Genomic DNA, 18750 nt, shown 5'->3' with positions numbered 1-18750 from the left:
TTGTCGTTGGTCATGGTGCGTGGCCGGGCGGCCCGCGCGAGGCCGCCCGGGAGCACAAGTCGATTCAAAGAGCTGGCGCATTCCCCGCCGATCGGATGCTTTGACCGGATCGGGAAATACGATGGGTTTCTACAGCGCGTTCATGCAGAAGCCGCCGTCGATCAGGACGTTCTGGCCGACGATGTAGCCGGCCTGGGCGCTGCACAGGAAGGCGCAGGCGTCGCCGAACTCGTCGGGCTCGCCCAGCCGGCCGGCCGGGACCGTCGCGGCCACCTCGGCGACGGCGGCGCCAAGGGCGGCGACGCGTGCCGTGGCGAACGAGCCCGGCAGCAGGTTGTTGATCGTCACGTTGCGCCCGGCGACCTGCCGCGACACGCCGGCGACAAAGCCGGCGAGCCCCAGCCGCGCCGCGTTGGACAGATCGAGGTTGGTGACCGGGCGCACGCTCGTCATCGAGGTGATGTTGACGATGCGGCCGAAGCCGCGGGCCATCATGCCGTCGACCGTGGCGGTGATCAGCGACACCGCGGCCAGCATGTTGCTCTGCAGCGCCTGCGCCCAGTCCTGCTCGGTCAATTCGCGAAAGTCCTTCTTCGGCGGACCGCCGGAATTGTTGACCAGGATGTCCGGCTCCGGGCAGGCGGCCAGCAGGGCGGCGCGGCCGTCCGGCGTCGCCAGGTCGGCGGCAACGGTCGTCACCGTGGCGCCTGTGCGCCGCCGCAGCTCGTCCGCGGCCTTGTCCAGCACCTCCGCACGGCGCCCGTTCATCACGAGCTCGCATCCGGCTTCGGCCAGCGCGCGGGCGCAGGCGAAGCCAAGCCCCTCGCTGCTGGCGCAGACGATGGCCTTTCGGCCCGCGATGCGTAGATCCATCCGTTACTCTCCTGCGATTGTCGCCACGCGGCGCGTCGACGACGGCTGGGCTGCGGCGGCGGTGTGCAGCCACTCGGCCGGGACGTGGGCCAGCGCCTCGGGCCCGACGTCGGCGACGTCGTTCAGCCCCATCAGTCCCAGGGCGGAGACCATCTCGATCCGGAAGCGCTCGATCATGCGGGTGACGCCGGCCTCGCCGTCGGCCGCCAGAGCCAGCACCCAGGGGCGGCCGACGAAGCAGGCCTTGGCGCCCAGCGCCCGGGCGCGAAGCACATCGATGGCGTTGCGCACGCCGCCGTCGAGAAAGATCTCGGCCCGTCCGGCAACGGCGCCCACGATGGCCGGCAGCATGGAGATGCTGGACGCGACGCCGTCGAGCTGCCGGCCCCCGTGGTTGGAGACGACGATGCCGTTCGCTCCGGCGGTGACCGCAGCTGCCGCATCCTGTGGGTCGAGAATCCCCTTGATCACCAGCGGGCCGTCCCACAGGCCGCGCACCCACGCGACGTCCTTCCAGCCGATGGCGTTGTCCCAATTGGCCCGCGTGAAGCTGCGGAAATCGGCCAGGCCGCGGGCATCGGGAATGGCCGCGGCCAGATTGCCGAAGATATGCGGCCGGCCGCCGATGGCGACGTCGCGCAGCCATGCCCAGCGATGGGAGAAATCGGCGACGACCTTGGCCCGCTCCAGGGGCGACGGGACGCTGCTCATGCCGGTCTGCCCGTCGCGATGGCGTGGACTGTTGACGGGCACGTCGACAGTCATGACCAGCGCCGTGCAGCCGGCCCGCTTGGCGCGGCCGATCATCTGCGCCACATAATCCCGGTCGCGCAGGAAGTAGAGCTGGAACCAGAACGGCTGCGAGGCAGCCGCCGCGACCTCCTCGATGCTGCACAGCGACACGGTGCTGAGCATGAACGGCAGGCCGGCCGCTGTTGCCGCGCGCACCGCCTGGGTCTCGCCTCGCCGTCGCATCAGACCGGCGAGGCCCACGGGCGAGAGGCCCAGCGGCATGGCGAAGCGCTCGCCGAAGATCTCCGTGTCCAGCACCGCGCTGCCGACGTCCATCAGCACCCGCTGGCGCAGCTGAACGCGGGCGAAGTCATGGCGGTTGGCGGCCAGCGTCTCTTCGCCGAAAGAGCCGCCGTCGATGAACTCGAAGAGCTGACTCGGCAGGCGCTGTCGGGCGCGCTGCCGGTCATCCTCGAAGGTCGTCGCTACAATGGATCGCGCCATCGCCGTCCCCTCCCTGGTCCTGGCGGTTGCCGTGCCCGCCGGTGCTATCGTTGGCCGCCCATGCTCGGGCCGACACGCTCAGCCGGCCCGTGGGCGCCATCGGCGCACCGGCCTGGAGCATGGCCTCGGGCCCGGGACGCCTTCCGCACAGCGCCCCCGAGGTCCACCCGTCTTCGGCTACGCGGGCGCCGGCTGGCTCACTCGCCGATCACCTGGCCGAACAGCTCCCAGGTCTTGCCGTTGAAGCGCTGGAGCTGCTGGCCTTCGATCGGGTAGTAGTCGGTGGCCGACGTCTTCACCTTGATGCCCGGCAGCAGCATCGGCAGTGGGAAGTCCATGCTGGCCGCCTGCTTCATGATGTTCTCGCGGGTGAGGTCGTCGCCGCAGTTCTTCAGCACCTGCACCAGCGCCTGCGCCACCGTATAGCCGTAGACGTTGAGCTGATCCTGGAGGTTACCGTCGGGGTAGTACTTCTTCATGAAGGCGATCCATTCCGCCGTCGCCGGGTCGTTGTTCCACTGCGGGTCGGTCGGGTCCTTCTGGTAGTAGGCGGAGATGATGCCCGTGGCGGCGTCGAAACCGGCCGGCTGCAGCACGCTGGAGACCGAGGTCGAGGTGGCGGCCAGGAAGAACATCTTCGGCTTCCAGCCGATCTCGTAGACCTTGCGGATGGCCTGCGCCGCCTGCTTGGGAATGGCGTGCATGAACAGCGTGTCAGCGCCGGAGGCCTTGAGCTTCACGATCTGGCTGTCGATGCTCGGGTCGGCCGGCTCGTACGTCGCCTCGGCGATGACCATGCGCTTGGCGTTGTCGGCCCCGAGACCCATCTTGAAGCCGTTGCCGTAGTCCTTGCCGGCGTCGTCGTTCTGGTAGAACAGGGCGATCTTGGCGTCCGGGTTGTTTTTCAGCACATACTTGGCATAGACCGCGGTCTCGGCCTGGTAGGACGGCTGGAAGCCCATGCTCCACGGGAAGTGCTTGTAGTCGCCCCAGAGCGTTGCGCCGCCGCCCACGAACAGCTGCGGGATCTTCTTGTCGTTCAGGTATTTGCGGACGACGAGCCCGGTCGGCGTGCCGAGCGGGTTGAAGATCAGCGCGACCTCGTCCTGCTCCACCAGCTTGCGCGTCTGCTCGAAGGTCTTGGGTGGGCTGTAGCCGTCGTCGAGGCTGACCAGGTTGATCTTGCGGCCGTTGATACCGCCCTGATCGTTGATCATCTTGAAGTAGGCCGCCTCCGACATGGGGATGGCGCGATAGGCCGAGGCCGGGCCGCTATAGGCGAAGGTCTGGCCGATCTTGATCTCCGTATCCGTGATGCCGGGCGCGTATTTCTTGTCCGCGAAGGCGCTCGTGCTGGCGACCGCCGCGAGCGCGGCGACGATGGCTGCTGTCCACTTCATCCGTTGTCCTCCCTGGATTGCGCTGTTCTTGATGTGAGCTCTATGGCTGCTCAGGCGGCCACAGCCGCGCCGGCGGCCGGGCCGCTCGCCGCCCGGAAGGCGTCGAGCAGCTCCGCTTCGCGGGCGCGGGCCGTGGCGAGCTGAGCCGCCTTGACGTGCCCGTAGCCGCGGATCGCGTCCGGGATGGCGGCGATCTGCGCCGCCAGCGGCAGGTTGTGGGTCCGTAAGCCGGCCGCGACCTCCCGGATCGTCGCCTCGTAGGCCTCGATCAGCTGCCGCTCGGTCCGGCGCTCCTCGGTGTAGCCGAAGATGTCGAGCGGTGTGCCGCGCAGGCGCCGCAGCCGGGCGAGCACACGGAATGCCGACAGCATCCAGGGGCCGAAGGCGCGCTTCTTCAGGACCCCGGTTTCCGGGTCGCGGCGGGTGAGCAGCGGCGGGGCGAGGTTGAACTCGATCCGGTAATCGCCGTCGAACTGCTGGCTGAGCTTGGCCTGGAAGGCGGGGTCGACGTAGAGGCGGGCCACCTCGTACTCGTCCTTGTAGGCCATCAGCTTGTAGAAGTGGCGCGCCACCGCCTCAGCGAAGCGGCCGTCGCCGTGGGCGCGCTGCTCGGCCGCGCGCGCCGTCTCGACCAGCGCCTGATAGCGCCGCGCATAAGCCTCATCCTGGTACTCCGTCAGCCGGCGGGAGCGGTCGGCGACGAGCGCGGCGAGGTCGCGCAGCTCCTCCCGCGCCGGCCGGGCGGAGGCCTGGCCGCCGTCGGCGAAGCGGTCCACTGCGGCAGGATCGTGCGCGGCGAGGCGGCCCCAGCCAAACGTCTGGCGGTTGGCCTCGACCGAGACGTTGTTGAGCGCGATGGCGCCGTCGATGGCCTCCAGCGAGAGCGGCACCAGGCCCTTCTGGAAGGCGTATCCCAGCATGAACAGGTTGGCGGCGATGCTGTCGCCCATCAGTCGGGTGGCGAGCCGCGTCGCGTCGACGAGGTCGAGGCCGGTGGCGCCCACCGCCTCGGTGACCGCCTTGCGCATGACATGGCCTTCGAAGTCGATGCTGGCGTCGGTGACGAAGGCCGCGGTCGGCTGCTCGTGCGTGTTGACCACCGCCCGCGTCACGTCCCGCTCGATGCGCGCCAGGGCCTCGGCACCGGCAGTGACCACGAGGTCGCAGCCGAGCAGCAGGTCGGCGCCGCCGGCGCCGATGCGGACGGCCTTGAGGTCGTCCGGCGTGGCGGCGAGCCGGACGTGGCTCATCACGGCGCCGTTCTTCTGGGCGAGACCCGTGAAATCGAGCACCGAGGCGCCCTTGCGGTCGAGGTGCGCCGCCATGCCCAGCAGGGCGCCGACGGTGAGCACGCCGGTACCGCCGATGCCGGTGATCAGGATCGAGTAAGGCTCGCTCAGCGCCGGCAGGCAGGGCAGCGGCAGCGCCGCGAACGGATTCTCGCCGGCCGCCACGGTGGCGCGCTCGGCCTTGCGGATCTTGCCGCCGTGCACGGTGACGAAGCTCGGGCAGAAGCCCTTGAGGCAGGAAAAATCCTTGTTGCAGGCCGACTGGTCGATCTGGCGCTTGCGGCCGAGCTCGGTGTCCAAAGGCTTCACCGAGATGCAGTTGGACTGGGTGGAGCAGTCGCCGCAGCCCTCGCACACCGCATCGTTGATGAAGACACGCTTGGGCGGATCGGGGAACTGGCCGCGCTTCCTGCGACGGCGCTTCTCCGCCGCGCAGGTCTGGTCGTAGATGATGGCGGTGAGGCCCGGCGTGTCGCGCATGCGGCGCTGGAGCGCGTCGAGGTCGTCCCGGTGGTGGACGAGCGTGCCGGGCGGGAAGATGGCGGCCGACGGGTACTTGTCGGGCTCGTCGCTGACGACGGCCACCAGCTTCGCCCCTTCCGCTGCCACCTGGTGGGCGATCTGCGCCACCGTCAGGCCACCCTCGGCGGGCTGGCCGCCGGTCATGGCGACGGCGTCGTTGTAGAGGATCTTGTAGGTGATGTTCACGCCGGCCGCCGCCGCCGCCCGCAGCGCGATCGAGCCGCTGTGGGTGTAGGTGCCGTCGCCCAGGTTCTGGAAGACGTGCCTGGTGGCGGTGAACGGCGCCTGGCCGATCCAGTTGGTACCCTCGCCGCCCATCTGGGTGATGGTCTGCGTGCGCCGGTGCGGCATGTAGGTCGCCATGCCGTGACAGCCGATGCCGGCCATGGCCCGGCTGCCCTCGGGAACCACGGTGGACGTGTTGTGCGGGCAGCCGGAGCAGAAGAACGGCGTGCGGGCCAGCTTGGTGCCGCTGGTCACGCGCTCGAAGGATTCGAGCCGCGCTACGCGCTGGCGCAGGTTCGGCGTCACCGCGTCGAACCGCTCCAGCCGGGCGACGACGGCGCGCGCCACCATGGTCGGGGTGATCTCGCCCTCGCTGCCGAGCAGCCGGGCGCCGCTCTCGTCGCGCTTGCCGACGATGCTCGGGCGCCGCGAGGCGTCCATGTTGTAGAGCAGCTCGACCAGCTGGCGCTCGATGAAGCCGCGCTTCTCCTCCACCACCAGGACGTCTCTGAGCCCGGCGGCGAAGCGCAGCGCCCCCTGGCGCTCCAGCGGCCAGGTGAGGCCGACCTTGTAGATGCGGATGCCGAGCGCGGCGATGGCGGCGACGTCGAGGCCGAGGTCGTCGAAGGCCTGGCGCACGTCGAGGTAGGCCTTGCCGGTGGTGATGATGCCGAATCGCGGCGCGGCCGGCTCGACCACCAGCTTGTCGATGGCGTTGGCGCGCACGAAGGCTGCGACGGCGTCCATCTTGGGGCCGTGCAGGCGCCGCTCGGCTTCGAGCGGCGGATCGGGCCAGCGGATGTGCAGGCCCCCCGGCGGCGCCTCGAAGTCGGTCGGCAGCACGATCTGGGGGCGGGTGATGTCGACGTCGATGGAGGTGGCGCTCTCCACCGTCTCGGCGATGGCCTTGAAGCCCACCCAGCAGCCGGAGAAACGCGACAGGGCCCAGCCGTAGAGGCCGAAATCGAGGTATTCCTGCACGTTGGCCGGGTTGAGGATCGGCAGCAGGGCCGCCTCGAACAATTGCTCGCTCTGGTGCGGCAAGGTCGACGACTGGCAGCCGTGGTCGTCGCCGGCGATGGCCAGCACGCCGCCCCAGGGCGAGGTGCCCGCCATATTGGCGTGCTTGAGCACGTCCATGGTGCGGTCGACACCCGGCCCCTTGCCGTACCAGAGGCCGAACACGCCATCGACGGTGGCGTCGGGCTGCAAATTGACCTGCTGGCTGCCCCAGACGGCCGTGGCTGCCAGATCCTCGTTGAGGCCCGACTGGAACACCACGTTGCGGCGCTCGAGCAAGGCCTGCTGCCGCCACAGCTCGTTGTCGAGGCCGCCGAGCGGCGAGCCGCGGTAGCCCGAGATGAAGCCGCCGGTGTTGCGGCCGGCCAGGGCATCGCGCTGCTGTTGGATCATCGGCAGGCGCACCAGGGCCTGGATGCCGGAGATGTAGATGCGGCCGGACCCGACCTCGTACTTGTCGGCGAGCGTGACGGCTCTCGTCATGGGCACGTCCTCCGCGCCGATGCGCGAGGCCGTGCGGCGACGGGGCGCCCACGATTCGTCGGTTGCCTGCCCATGGCGTTCGTCCCGGTGGTTCCTTGTTTGGAACCACTCTGCACTGGAAGGAACACCGGCAATGTCAAAATTGCGACAGTGTCGGCGGCGCCGTATGGGCGAATTGTCGTCGACTTGACGGTCCGCCGCGGTTAACGGCGTAAGATCGCACGGCAACAACGAGCGTGAGGGGAGGAGCGATGACGGCACTGGTGAGCGACCTGCTGCGGGCGCGCGAGACGCGCACGGCGCTTGTCGGCCCGATCGACCTTCCGGCCTCGCTCGCGGCCGCCTATGCCGCCCAGGACGAGCATATCCGGGAGCTCCTGGCGCGCACCGGCTGCACCCGGATCGGCTACAAGATCGGAGCGACGACGCAGGCGGCGCTCGATGCGCTCGGCCTTGCCACGCCCTTCCATGGGCCGATCCTGTCGGCGGCCGCCCACGCGAGCCCGGCGATCCTGGCCCGCAGCTCGTTCTTCGTCGCCATCGTCGAGACCGAAATCGGCTTCCGCTTCGGCCGCGACCTGCCGCCCCGTGCGGCGTCCTATGACATGGAGACGGTCGCCGCGGCGGTGGCCGAGGTGGTGCCGGTGATCGAGGTTGCCGACAGTCGCGTGCGCGACTGGCAGAAGGCCGATCCGCGCCTGATCATCTCCGACCTGGGCTATGCGGGCGCCGTCGTGATCGGCGCGCCCGTGCCGGACTGGCGCGCGGTCGACCTGCCGTCGCTGGCCGTCACCCTCGAGGCCGACGGGCGCGACATCGCCCAGGGATCGGGTGCGGCGGTGCTCGGCAATCCCCTGTCGTGCCTGACCGGGCTGGTCAACGACCTGTCGGCGGCGGGCCAGGCGGTCCGCGCCGGAGAGCTGGTGAGCAGCGGCACCTGCACGCCGCCCTATCCGTCCGCCGGGGGCGGCCGCTTCGTCGCCCGTTTCGGGCCGCTGGGCTCGGTCACGCTCACCCTGGATTGATCGCCGCCGCGAAACCGTATCGTCCCGTCAGCCCGAAGGGAGCAGCCTTGTCGAAGCGCATCGTCGTGTGCTCGCCGATCATGCCGGCCGAGATCGCCGCCAGGCTCGGCCAAATTCCCGACCTCGAGGTCGCCGCAGCCAAGCCGGGCGAGCTGCCGGAGGCCGCGCAGGCGGCGGACGGTCTCGTCCTGCTCGGTCAGCACTACACGGCGGCCCTGGCCGAGGCCCTGGGCCGGCCCGGGTGCCGCTGTGCCTTGCTGCTGCTGCTGACGGCGGGCTACGAGCCGCTGGTCGAGCACGGGGTTCCGGCCCGCATCGCCGTGTGCAACGCGGGCGACGTGTGGTCGCCGATCGTAGCGGAGCACACCATGGCGCTGCTGTTGGCCCTGGTGCGCCGGATGCGCGAGATCGAGGCGGCGCAGCAGCGCGCCACCTGGGACATCAGCATCCGCTCGCGTGCGGACATGCTCTACGGCGGCCAGCTGCTGATCGTCGGCATGGGCAGCATCGGCGCCGAGCTGGCGCAGCGCGCCCGGCCGTTCGGCATGCACGTCACCGGCGTGTCGCGGGCCGGCCGGCCGCACCCTCTCGCCGACGCCATGCTGCCCCTGTCCCGCCTCCACGAGGGGCTGGCCGAGGCCGACGCGGTGGTCATCGCCGTGCCCTATTCGGCGGAAACCCGGCACATGATCGGCGCCCGCGAGCTGGCCGCCTGCCGGCCCAGCGCCGTCCTCGTCAACGTCGCCCGCGGCGGCGTGGTCGATTCGGCGGCGCTGGTCGCGGCGCTCGAGGCCGGCACCATCGCCGGCGCCGGGCTCGACGTGACCGAGCCCGAGCCGCTGCCGTCCGACAGCCCGCTGTGGCGCTTGCCCAACGTCATCGTCTCGCCTCACCTCGGCGGCGGCGCACCCACGCGGTATTTTACGCGGCTGGTCGACCACATCGCCGCCAACGCCGATGCCTTCGTGCACGGCGGGCCACTGCGCAGCCAGATTTCCTGGTAAGACGTCGCCACGTTGCGGCCGGCCTCCCGTGGAGGTGCGGCCGTGTGGGGAGAATTCAATGAGAAAGATCGTTGCCGGCAAGCTGCACGGCATCCGGGTCACCGACGCCAACCTCAACTACCACGGATCGATCACGCTCGATCCCAGCCACTGCGAGGAAGCCGGCATCCTGCCCATGGAGTTCGTCGAGATCTGGAACAAGAGCTCGGGCGCGCGCATCTCGACCTACGTCATCCTGGGCGAGCGCGGCTCCCGCTGCTGCGTGCTGAACGGCGCGGCGGCCCGCACCTGCCAGCCCGGCGACGAGATCATCGTCTGCAATTCCGTGTACGTGCCCGAGGACGAGCTGGTGTCGCTGCGCCCGCGGATCCTCGTCTTCGACGCGGCCAACCACGTCATCGACCGCCTGGCCTACAAGGTCGACCGCGATGCGGACGGCCGCTACGCCTTCTCCATCCTCGACGAGAGCGGCAAGGCGAGCGTCACGCCGCTCGAGGTCAGGACCAGCGCTTGAACACGCCGCCGCCGGGTGGCCGGTCAAGGTCCGGCCATCCATTGGCTGTGATGAGCGGCTTGCTCACACGTCCAGGTTCGAGACCGTCAGCGCGTTTTCCTGGATGAACTCGCGGCGGGGCTCCACCACGTCGCCCATGAGCTTGGCCATGAGGTCATCGGCGTCCTGCCCGTCCTTGACCTTGACCTGCAGCAGCGAGCGGTTGTCGCGGTCGAGGGTCGTGTCCCACAGCTGGTCCGGGTTCATCTCGCCGAGGCCTTTGTAGCGCTGGAGCGACAGGCCCTTGCGTCCCACCCCGGTGACGGCCTCGAACAGGCCGGCGGGGCCGTTGATGGGCACGCTCTCCCCCTTCCGCAGCAGGGCGGCCGGCTGCCCGTAGACCTCCCCCAGCGAAGCCGCGCGGTCGTCGAGCCGCCGCGCCTCGATCGAGGCGAGCAGGCCGGCGTCCAGGGTGACCACCTGCTTGACCCCGCGCACGGTGCGGGTGAGCGTGAAGCCGCCGTCGCCGATGGTGCCGTGCCAGCCCCTCTCGGTTTCCTCGGAGATGGCATCGAGCCGATGAGCAATGCGCTCGGCGATGGCCGCGGCGGCGTCCGGCTCGTTATCGACGATATGCGCCCGCATGCCGCCGGCGATGGCCGCCTGCTCCACCACCGACCGGTCGTAGCGGGTATGCAGCGCGCCGAGGACCTGGCGCACGTGGCGCGCCTCCTCCACCAGCGCGCGCAGGTCGCGGCCGCCGCGCTCTTCGCCGGAGGCAAGGCGCAGCGTGGTGCCCTCGAGACCGGCGTCGATCAGGTAGTCCTCCAGCGCCCGCTCGTCCTTGAGGTATTGGTGTGACTTGCCCTTGGCGACCTTGTAGAGCGGCGGCTGGGCGATGAAGATGTGGCCGCGATCGATGATGTCGCGCATCTGCCGAAAGAAGAACGTCAGCAACAGGGTACGGATGTGGGATCCGTCCACGTCGGCGTCCGTCATGATGATGATCTTGTGGTAGCGCAGCTTGTCGGCGTTGAAGTTCTCGCTGCCGATGCCGGTGCCGAGCGCTAGGATCAGCGTGCCGATCTGCTCGGAGGACAGCATCCGCTCGGGGCTGACACGCTCGACGTTGAGGATTTTGCCGCGCAGCGGCAGCACGGCCTGGTACTCGCGGTTGCGGCCCTGCTTGGCCGAGCCGCCGGCGGAATCGCCCTCGACGATAAACAGCTCCGACTTGGAGGGATCGCGCTCCTGGCAGTCCGCCAGCTTGCCCGGCAGCGATGCCATGTCGAGCGCGCCCTTGCGCCGCGATAGCTCGCGCGCCCGGCGGGCGGCCTCGCGCGCGGCCGCAGCGACCACCACCTTGTCGGCCACCTTGCGGGCGGCTTGCGGGTTCTCCTCGAGCCACTGGCCCAACGCCTCGTTGAGGATGCCTTCGACGACGGGCCGAACCTCCGACGAGACCAGCTTGTCCTTGGTCTGCGAGGAGAACTTCGGGTCCGGCACCTTGACCGAGAGCACGCAGGTGAGCCCCTCGCGGCAATCGTCGGCCGAGAGCGAGACCTTCTCCTTCTTGGTGGCGCCCGAGGTCTCGGCATAGCCGGTAATCTGGCGCGTCAGGGCGCCGCGAAAGCCGGCCAGATGAGAACCGCCCTCGCGCTGCGGAATGTTGTTGGTGAAGGCGAGCACGTTCTCGTGGTAGGTGTTGTTCCACCAAAGGGCGGCTTCGACGCCGATGCCGTCGCGCTCGGCCCGCACCACGATGGGCTTGTCGATGACGGCTTCCTTGGAGCGGTCGAGGTAACGCACGAAGGCCTCGACGCCGCCCTCGTAGATCAGCTCCGCGCGCTTGTGCTCGGCGTGACGGGCATCCGTGAGGATGATGCGCACGCCCGAGTTCAGGAAGGCGAGCTCGCGCAGCCGGTGTTCCAGCGTGTCGTAGTCGAATTCGATGATGGCGAAGGTCTGCGGCGAGGGCAGGAAGCTCACCTCGGTGCCACGCCGGCCCTCCGACGGGCCCACGACTGCGAGCGGCGCCACCGCATCCCCGTGACGGAACTCCATGGCGTGTTCGTGGCCGTTGCGCCAAACGCGGAGCTTAAGCCAGCTCGACAGCGCGTTGACGACCGAGACGCCGACGCCGTGCAGGCCGCCCGACACCTTGTAGGAATTCTGGTTGAATTTTCCGCCGGCGTGCAGCTGGGTCATGATGACCTCGGCCGCGGATACGCCTTCCTCGGCGTGGATGTCGGTGGGGATGCCGCGCCCATTGTCCGTCACCGTGCACGAGCCGTCGGCGTTGAGCGTGACCGTGACCTCGGTGGCATGGCCCGCCAGCGCTTCGTCGATGGCGTTGTCGACCACCTCGTAGACCATGTGGTGGAGGCCGGAGCCGTCATCAGTGTCGCCGATGTACATGCCCGGCCGCTTGCGGACGGCATCGAGCCCCTTCAGGACCTGGATCGATTCGGCACCATAGGCATCGGGGTCGACGTTGTGTGCAGGTTCGGCCATCGTGTTCCTTCGCGATCAAACCGCTGGCGGCTCTTGATTCGTCAGCCCCTAATGTAGTCGTTGCAGCGCATATAAACCACCGCGCACGCGCGCGCGTAGTTAATAATATAGGGGCGCTACGATCGGCCGCGGCCTTGTCCTTGCGCGGCGTGTCGCAGGCATGGCCTATAGCGGTTCGACGGCCCCAGCCCTCCGATCGATCGGCCGGCGGCGGAGCCACGGGAGACACGAGATGGGGATGAGGACCTGGGCCGCTCTGGCGGGGCTGGCGGTCGTGGCGGCGATCGCGCCGGCGGCGGCCGATGTGGTCGTCGGCAAGATCGGCACGGACTGGACGGGCAACGACCTGGTCATCGAGGCGGTGCCGGATCCCAAGATCGGCGGCATCACCTGCCATGTGGCCTACTTCCAGCGCGGGCTGATCGACCGCCTCCAGCAGGGCAACTGGTTCGAGGACCCGTCCAACGCGTCCATCTCCTGCGCCGCGACCGGACAGATCACGGTCGGCCGCATCGAGCTCGACCGCAACGGCGAGAGCATGTTCGACGAGCGCCGCAGCCTGTTCTTCAAGCGCATCGTGGTCAATCGCGTCTACGACAAGGCCAACAACACGCTGATCTATGTCGCCTTCGGGCGCGAGATCCAGAAGGGCAGCGCCAAGATGTCGATCTCCACCGTGCCGCTGTTCAACCAGCGCGTCATCTGGTTGAACGGCGCGCCCCAGTAGCGCTTCGCGATTGGGTGGATGCACCCATGCGCACAAGAAGCGATCCCGAGCCGGCCTATGCTGGCGCGTGCGAGACCCGGCCCGGCGTAACGTGAAGGACCTGGGCCGCCGCCGGCAGGTCGCCGAACAGCGTGGGATCGGCGCCGGTCATCCAGACCTGGGACCCTAGAGCGGCGAGGGCGTCGTAGAGGCCGCGCCGCCGTCGGGGATCGAGGTGGGCGGCGATCTCGTCGAGCAGCACGAGCGGCGCGATGCCGCTCATGGCCGCCACCAGCCGGGCGTGCGCCAGCACGATGCCGATCAGCAGCGCCTTCTGCTCGCCGGTGGAGCACAGGCCGGCCGGCGTGTCCTTCGGGCCGTGGCGGACCGCCAGATCGGTCGTCTGCGGGCCGGCAAGGGTGCGGCCCGCGGCGCGGTCGCGGGCGCGGCCGTCGCGCAACAGCCGCCGGTAGTGGTCCTCCACGTCGAGCGCCGGGCGGTCGGCCACCATCGCCTCGATCTCACCCTCGAGCGCCAGCGCGGCCCATGGAAACGGCGAGGGCGCATCGCACCGCGCGGCGGTGAGCACCGCGAGGCGGTCGGCGGTCTCGCGACGGGCCGAGGCGAGGGCGACGCCGAGCTCCGCCACCTCGCGCTCGACCGCGTCGAGCCAGGCGGTGTTCGGCCGGTCCTCCTCGAGCAGCCGGTTGCGGCTGCGCAGGGCCCGCTCGAAGGCGTTGGCGCGGGCGCCGTGGCCGGCGTCGACCGCCAGCACCAGGCGGTCGAGGAAGCGGCGCCGATCGCCCGGCGAGCCTGCGAACAGGCCGTCCAGCGCCGGCGTCAGCCAGACGATGCGCAGATGGTCGGCGAATGCCGTCGGTGTCGCCACCCCCTCGCCGTCGATGCGGCAGCGTCGCTGGGCGCCTTCGCCGGGGGGGCGGGGCTCGATGCCGGTGCCGAGCCGCGTCGCGCCGCTCGCTTCATCCAGGGTGAGCGAAGCGGCGAAGCCGCCGGCGCCGCCGATGCGGCTCATGTCGGCAAGATCGGCCCGCCGCAGGCCGCGGCCGGACGTGAACAGCGACAGGGCCTCGAGCAGGTTGGTCTTGCCGGCGCCGTTTTCGCCGGTCAGCGCCACGAGCGGGGCGTCGATGGCGAGGTCGAGCCCGGGATAGCTGCGAAAGTCCTGCAGCATTAGGCGGGCGACGCGGGGGCGGGCGGCACTCATGTCCATGGCTTGCGGGCGCAGGCCCGCTCTATCGCGAGGAAATGGCCGCGCTGCGGCCGTCGAGCGCTCCCCGACCGGCTAGAACCACCGGATCGGAGAGAAGCGCTCCAGATTCAACGAGTTAATGAGCATTCCGCCATTGGATGTCTCCATCCAATGGCGGAGTGCTCTCAGGCCGGCGGGGCGGAGGCCCGGCGGGCTTACACCCGCATCGGCATCAGCACGTAGAGCGCCTGTGCCCCCTCGCGGTCCTGGATCACCGTGGGCGAGCCCGGGTCGGCGAGCTTGAACAGGGCCGTATCGCCGTCGAGCTGCCCCGTGATGTCGAGCAGGTAGCGGGCATTGAAGCCGATATCGAGTGATGGCGCGTCGTAGTCCACGTCGATCTCTTCGGTGGCGCTTCCCGAATCGGGATTGGTGACCGAGAGCGTCAGCCGGCCGTCGACGAGCGCCAGCTTCACCGCCCGGCCGCGCTCCGACGAGATCGTCGACACGCGATCGACGGCGTCGGTGAATTCCTTCTGGTCGACGACGAGGATCTTGTCGTTGCCGGCCGGAATGACGCGCTGGTAGTCGGGGAACGTGCCGTCGATGAGCTTGGAAGTCAGCACCACCGAGCCGACCGAGAGCCTGATCTTGATCGCCGACAGCTCGACGGTGACGTCGCCCTCGTGGCCGTCGAGCAGCTTCTGAATTTCCGCCACCGCCTTGCGCGGGACGATGACGCCCGGCATGCCGTCCGAGCCCGTCGGCGCCGGGATCTCGACGCGGGCGAGGCGATGACCATCCGTGGCGACCGCCCGCAGCATGGTGCCGCCGTCGGCGGTCAGCGTGTGCAGGTAGATGCCGTTCAGATAGTAGCGCGTTTCCTCCGTCGAGATGGCGAACTGCGTCTTGTCGATGAGCCGCTTAAGCTCCGCTGCGGGCAGGGAGAAGCGGTGCGGCAGGTCACCGGCGGCCAGGTCCGGGAAGTCGCCTTCCGGCAAGGCCTGCAGCGAGAAGCGGGAGCGGCCGGCGCGGATCAGCATCTGGCCCGTGTCGCCCGTAGCCTCGAGGGAGACCTGGGCGCCGTCGGGCAACTTGCGGACGATGTCGTAGAGCACGTAGGCCGGCACGGTCGTCGCGCCGGTCCCGGCGATGTCCGCCGGTATCGTCTCGGTGACCTCCAGATCGAGGTCCGTGGCCTTCAGGTTGAGGGTTCCCTCGCCCAGCCGCACGAGAACGTTGGACAGGATCGGGATCGTGTTGCGCCGCTCGACGACGCGGTGGACATGGCCGAGGGCCCTGAGCAGAGCTGTCCTCTCGACGGTGACTTTCATGACCGAACCCGTTGACGTTCGTGGAGGGCGCAAGCCGCGCCGAGCGGAAAGGCGAGCGTGCATATGGGTGAGGCGCCGATGTCGGCGCCTTGCCTGCACGGGGACGCGACAATGACGTTTCGCCCGCACGGGCGCAAGGCCCGACAGGCCTTCGCAAGCGCCTGAAACGGGCTCCACCGCTGGGCAATCGCCTACAATGACGTCTCGACAAGCCGTCGACCGCGACGGCATCATCGCGCCGCGCGCTCCCGACGGCAATGGCAGGAGACACGCTGGAGCAACTCGCGATCGGATGAGGTCATCCGGGCGGAGCTGTTCCACGTTTTTTGAGACTGGAGCGCCTCGTCCCGGCCGGGACGCGCGCCCGGCATCACTCAGAGGAACGACGATGAGCCCGCTCGACCGCATCAAATCCTTCGAGGATGAGCTGGTGGCCATCCGCCACACGATCCATGCCCATCCCGAGATCGGCTTCGAGGAGGTGCAGACGTCGGCCCTGGTGGCGGAGAAGCTGGCGAGCTGGGGCGTGGAGGTGCATCGCGGCATCGGCGGCACCGGCGTCGTCGGGGTGCTGCGCGGCACCGGCGGCAACGCCCGCCGCATCGGCCTGCGGGCCGACATGGACGCGCTGCCGATGCAGGAGGAGACCGGGCTGTCCTTCGCCTCGAAGATCCCGGGCAAGTTCCACGGTTGCGGCCATGACGGCCACACCACGATGCTGCTCGGCGCCGCCCGCTACCTGGCGGAGACGCGCGCCTTCGACGGCACCGTCAATTTCATCTTCCAGCCGGCGGAGGAGGGGCTCGGCGGCGCCCGCGCCATGCTCGCCGACGGCCTGTTCGAGCGTTTCCCCTGCGACGAGATCTATGGCCTGCACAACGCGCCCGTCGGGCCGCGCGGCAAGGTCGGCATCTGCAAGGGGCCGGCCATGGCCGGGGCGGATTTCTTCGACATCGAGATCGTCGGCAAGGGGTCGCACGGCGCCATGCCGAGCATGGGCATCGATCCAGTGACGGTCGCCGCGACGCTGGTGCAGGCGATGCAGACGATCGTCAGCCGCAACGTCGATCCGCACCAGCCGGCCGTGGTGTCGGTGACCCAGCTCCACGCCGGCTCGGCCTACAACGTCATTCCCGAGCGCGCGCAACTCGCCGGAACCGTGCGGGCCTTCGACGACGGCGTCCTCGAGCTCATCCGCGCCCGCATCACGGCGCTGGCCACCAACATCGCCTTGAGCCACGGCGCCGAGGCCAAGGTCAGCATCCGCAACATCTTCACCGTACTCGACAACCAGGACGTGCAGACCGACGTGGCGGCGGACGTCGCGACCGATCTGTTCGGCGCCGACATGGTCAACCGCAACGAGACGCCCAAGATGGGCAGCGAGGATTTCGCCGACATGATGCGCCAGGTGCCGGGCGCGTACGTATGGCTGGCGGGCAACGTCTCGGCGCCCCTGCACAATCCGGCCTTCGTCTTCGACGACGGCATCCTGCCGCTTGGTGCGGCGCTGCTGGCGCGCATTGCCGAGCAGCGGGCCACCGCCGGGGCGTAGTTCGGCAACGGGAGCTCAAGCCGATGGGCGGCTGCGGCGAGCTCCGCCGCGGCCGGAGCATACCGCAGTCGGAAAAGGTCATTCGGCTGCGAATAAATGCTCCAATTCTTCTTAATACAGCGCGTTTCTTATAGTAACGGTGCCGATCCTTGACTGGTGCCGAGAATTTAGCTCGCACGCCGCGCCAACCTGAGCCAAGGGCAAAACTCATCTGCCCTTGGCGTTCGCCCTGGCCGGGCTCGCCGGGCCCCGCCGGCTGCAGGCCGTTCAGTCCAGCAGCATGCGCTTCAGCAGCTCGACCTCTTCGGACAGCGAGCGATCCTCGCCCACTGCCTTCTCGATCTTGCGCACCGCATGCAGCACGGTCGTGTGATCGCGGCCGCCGAAGCGACGCCCGATCTCGGGCAGCGAGCGCAGGGTCAGCTGCTTCGACAGGTACATGGCGATCTGGCGGGGCTTCACCACCGCCGCCGTGCGCCGCTCCGACAGGATGTCCGAGCGGGACACATTGTATCGGGTGGCGACCAGCTTCTGGATATCCTCGATCTTGACGCGTTTGGGCTCGCGGGTGCGCACGAGGTCGCGGATCGCGCTCTCGGCCGTCTCGATCGTGATCGTCCCGCCGGTCAGCGTCGTGTGGGCCAGCAGGCGGTTGACCGCACCGTCGAGGTCGCGGCCGTTGGTGACGATGACCGTCGCCACGTACTGGACGACCTCGGGGCCGACGCTGAACGACGGATTCGCGCTCTGGACGGCGGCGATGCGTGCCTCCAGGATGCGGGCCCGCAGGCCTTCGTCGAGCGAGCCCATCTCGACGACGAGGCCGCCGGCCAGCCGCGAGCGGACGCGCTCGTCCAGCGCTTCCAGATCGCTCGGCGGCCGGTCCGCGGCGACGACGATCTGGCGGCCGGCGTCGATCAGCGCGTTCACCGTATGGCCGAACTCCTGCTGAATCGAGCGTCCCTGGATGAACTGGACGTCGTCGATCACCAGGAGGTCGATGCCGCGGAGCTTTTCCTTGAAGGCGAGCGCCGTTTGCGCCTTCAACGCCGAGACGAAGCCGTACATGAAACGGTCGGCCGTCAGATAGATGACGCGGCGGCCGCGCTGCTCCATCTCGCGTGAGATCGCCTGCAACAGGTGCGTCTTGCCCAGGCCGACGCCGGCATGGAGAAAGAACGGACTGTAGAGCGGAGCGCCGCCCTCGTGGCTGGCGATGCGCTCGGCGGCCGCGTGCGCCAGGGCGTTCGAACGCCCGACGATGAACTGCGCGAAGGTCAGCCGTGCGTCGAGCGGGTTGCCGACGAGGTCGTCCGTTCGCCGTTCCGCCGCCGCCGGCGGCGCCGTCGGTTCGGGGGCGCCGGCGGCGCGCACCTGAGACAGCTGCACAGGCCGGACCACCGGCTCGGCGCAGCGGGCGGCCGTGCTGCCGGCAGCCGAGCGCACGGCCACCGTGATGCGGCCGACATCGTTGAACTCGGTCTGGAATACCGTGCGCACACGGTCGAGATAATTCGCTTCGATCCAGCTCTTCAGAAAGCGGGTCGGCACAGTCAGGCGCGCCACGCCGTCGTTCACCGCCTCCAGCTCCAGCCGCCCAAACCAGCTGGAGAAGACATCCTCGCCAAGCTCCGCACGCAACCGGCGGCGGACAATCGACCAAGCCTCGCCGGGCTTTCGGTCCGACGAATCGGCAGCATCGTCCACGCGGTCGCGGACGCTGGGATGATGTCCTGCGCTGCTGATGTCGCCTTTATACATCTCCTTGCACTCCGTTGTTTGCACGGCGTCCGCATCGCCTGCACAAGCCAGTGAGGCGGCGCCGCATAGTTTTGTGCATGGGTCATCGTCGGCTTAAGCC

General features: G+C 69.3%; 13 protein-coding genes. 5 read left to right on the top strand and 8 right to left on the bottom strand.

Features of this window, described 5'->3' with window-relative positions; all coding sequences use genetic code 11:
- Positions 1–129 precede the first annotated feature (129 nt).
- The 4 genes from ACZ5PO_RS00065 to ACZ5PO_RS00050 form a co-directional block, all read right to left on the bottom strand.
- On the bottom strand, positions 130–873 hold the full coding sequence (locus ACZ5PO_RS00065; protein ID WP_464188971.1) for an SDR family oxidoreductase: 744 nt from the start codon (positions 871–873) through the stop codon (positions 130–132).
- Positions 874–876: 3 nt separating this feature from the next.
- The gene (locus ACZ5PO_RS00060) at positions 877–2109 is read right to left on the bottom strand and encodes an L-lactate dehydrogenase (RefSeq protein WP_464188969.1); all 1233 of its coding nucleotides are present in this window, start codon (positions 2107–2109) and stop codon (positions 877–879) included.
- A gap of 197 nt (positions 2110–2306) precedes the next feature.
- Entirely contained in the window at positions 2307–3509 is a 1203-nt protein-coding gene (locus ACZ5PO_RS00055) for an ABC transporter substrate-binding protein (protein ID WP_464188967.1), read from the bottom strand.
- Positions 3510–3559: 50 nt separating this feature from the next.
- Positions 3560–7069 (bottom strand): indolepyruvate ferredoxin oxidoreductase family protein, encoded by a 3510-nt coding sequence (locus tag ACZ5PO_RS00050; protein WP_464197238.1) that lies wholly within the window; start codon positions 7067–7069, stop codon positions 3560–3562.
- A gap of 230 nt (positions 7070–7299) precedes the next feature.
- Between ACZ5PO_RS00050 and ACZ5PO_RS00045 the strand changes: the two genes are divergently transcribed.
- Genes ACZ5PO_RS00045 through panD form a run of 3 tightly spaced genes read left to right on the top strand, consistent with a single transcriptional unit; the run spans position 7300 to position 9591 of the window.
- Positions 7300–8073, top strand: coding sequence for a 2-keto-4-pentenoate hydratase (locus tag ACZ5PO_RS00045; RefSeq protein ID WP_464188965.1), 774 nt, complete (start codon positions 7300–7302; stop codon positions 8071–8073).
- Positions 8074–8120: 47 nt separating this feature from the next.
- The gene (locus ACZ5PO_RS00040) at positions 8121–9077 is read left to right on the top strand and encodes a D-2-hydroxyacid dehydrogenase (RefSeq protein WP_464188963.1); all 957 of its coding nucleotides are present in this window, start codon (positions 8121–8123) and stop codon (positions 9075–9077) included.
- A gap of 58 nt (positions 9078–9135) precedes the next feature.
- Positions 9136–9591 carry an aspartate 1-decarboxylase gene (gene panD / locus ACZ5PO_RS00035; protein ID WP_464188961.1) on the top strand — a complete coding sequence of 152 codons (456 nt, stop codon included), beginning with the start codon at positions 9136–9138 and terminating at the stop codon, positions 9589–9591.
- Positions 9592–9654: 63 nt separating this feature from the next.
- Here panD and gyrB read toward each other — a convergent pair whose 3' ends face one another.
- On the bottom strand, positions 9655–12084 hold the full coding sequence (gene gyrB, locus ACZ5PO_RS00030) for a DNA topoisomerase (ATP-hydrolyzing) subunit B (protein WP_464188958.1): 2430 nt from the start codon (positions 12082–12084) through the stop codon (positions 9655–9657).
- A gap of 238 nt (positions 12085–12322) precedes the next feature.
- On the opposite strand from gyrB, the gene ACZ5PO_RS00025 reads away from it, so the two are divergent.
- The gene (locus ACZ5PO_RS00025) at positions 12323–12811 is read left to right on the top strand and encodes a CreA family protein (protein ID WP_464188956.1); all 489 of its coding nucleotides are present in this window, start codon (positions 12323–12325) and stop codon (positions 12809–12811) included.
- Positions 12812–12866: 55 nt separating this feature from the next.
- On the opposite strand, the gene recF is transcribed toward ACZ5PO_RS00025, so the two are convergent.
- Both recF and dnaN read right to left on the bottom strand, forming a co-directional pair.
- On the bottom strand, positions 12867–14021 hold the full coding sequence (recF, locus tag ACZ5PO_RS00020) for a DNA replication/repair protein RecF (RefSeq protein ID WP_464188954.1): 1155 nt from the start codon (positions 14019–14021) through the stop codon (positions 12867–12869).
- A gap of 194 nt (positions 14022–14215) precedes the next feature.
- Positions 14216–15334: a DNA polymerase III subunit beta gene (dnaN, locus tag ACZ5PO_RS00015; RefSeq protein ID WP_464188952.1), complete on the bottom strand. Its 1119-nt coding sequence runs from the start codon at positions 15332–15334 to the stop codon at positions 14216–14218.
- A 388-nt stretch (positions 15335–15722) separates the two neighbouring features.
- Here dnaN and ACZ5PO_RS00010 point away from each other — a divergent pair, with 388 nt between their 5' ends.
- Positions 15723–16889 carry a M20 aminoacylase family protein gene (locus tag ACZ5PO_RS00010; protein WP_464188950.1) on the top strand — a complete coding sequence of 389 codons (1167 nt, stop codon included), beginning with the start codon at positions 15723–15725 and terminating at the stop codon, positions 16887–16889.
- 267 nt (positions 16890–17156) lie between these two features.
- On the opposite strand, the gene dnaA is transcribed toward ACZ5PO_RS00010, so the two are convergent.
- Positions 17157–18650 (bottom strand): chromosomal replication initiator protein DnaA, encoded by a 1494-nt coding sequence (dnaA, locus tag ACZ5PO_RS00005; protein ID WP_464188948.1) that lies wholly within the window; start codon positions 18648–18650, stop codon positions 17157–17159.
- Positions 18651–18750: the final 100 nt, after the last annotated feature.

The organism is Chelatococcus sp. KU-N122, assembly GCF_055391085.1.
Note: the sequence above shows the minus strand (reverse complement) of the source record. Positions and strands in the feature narration are given on the sequence as shown.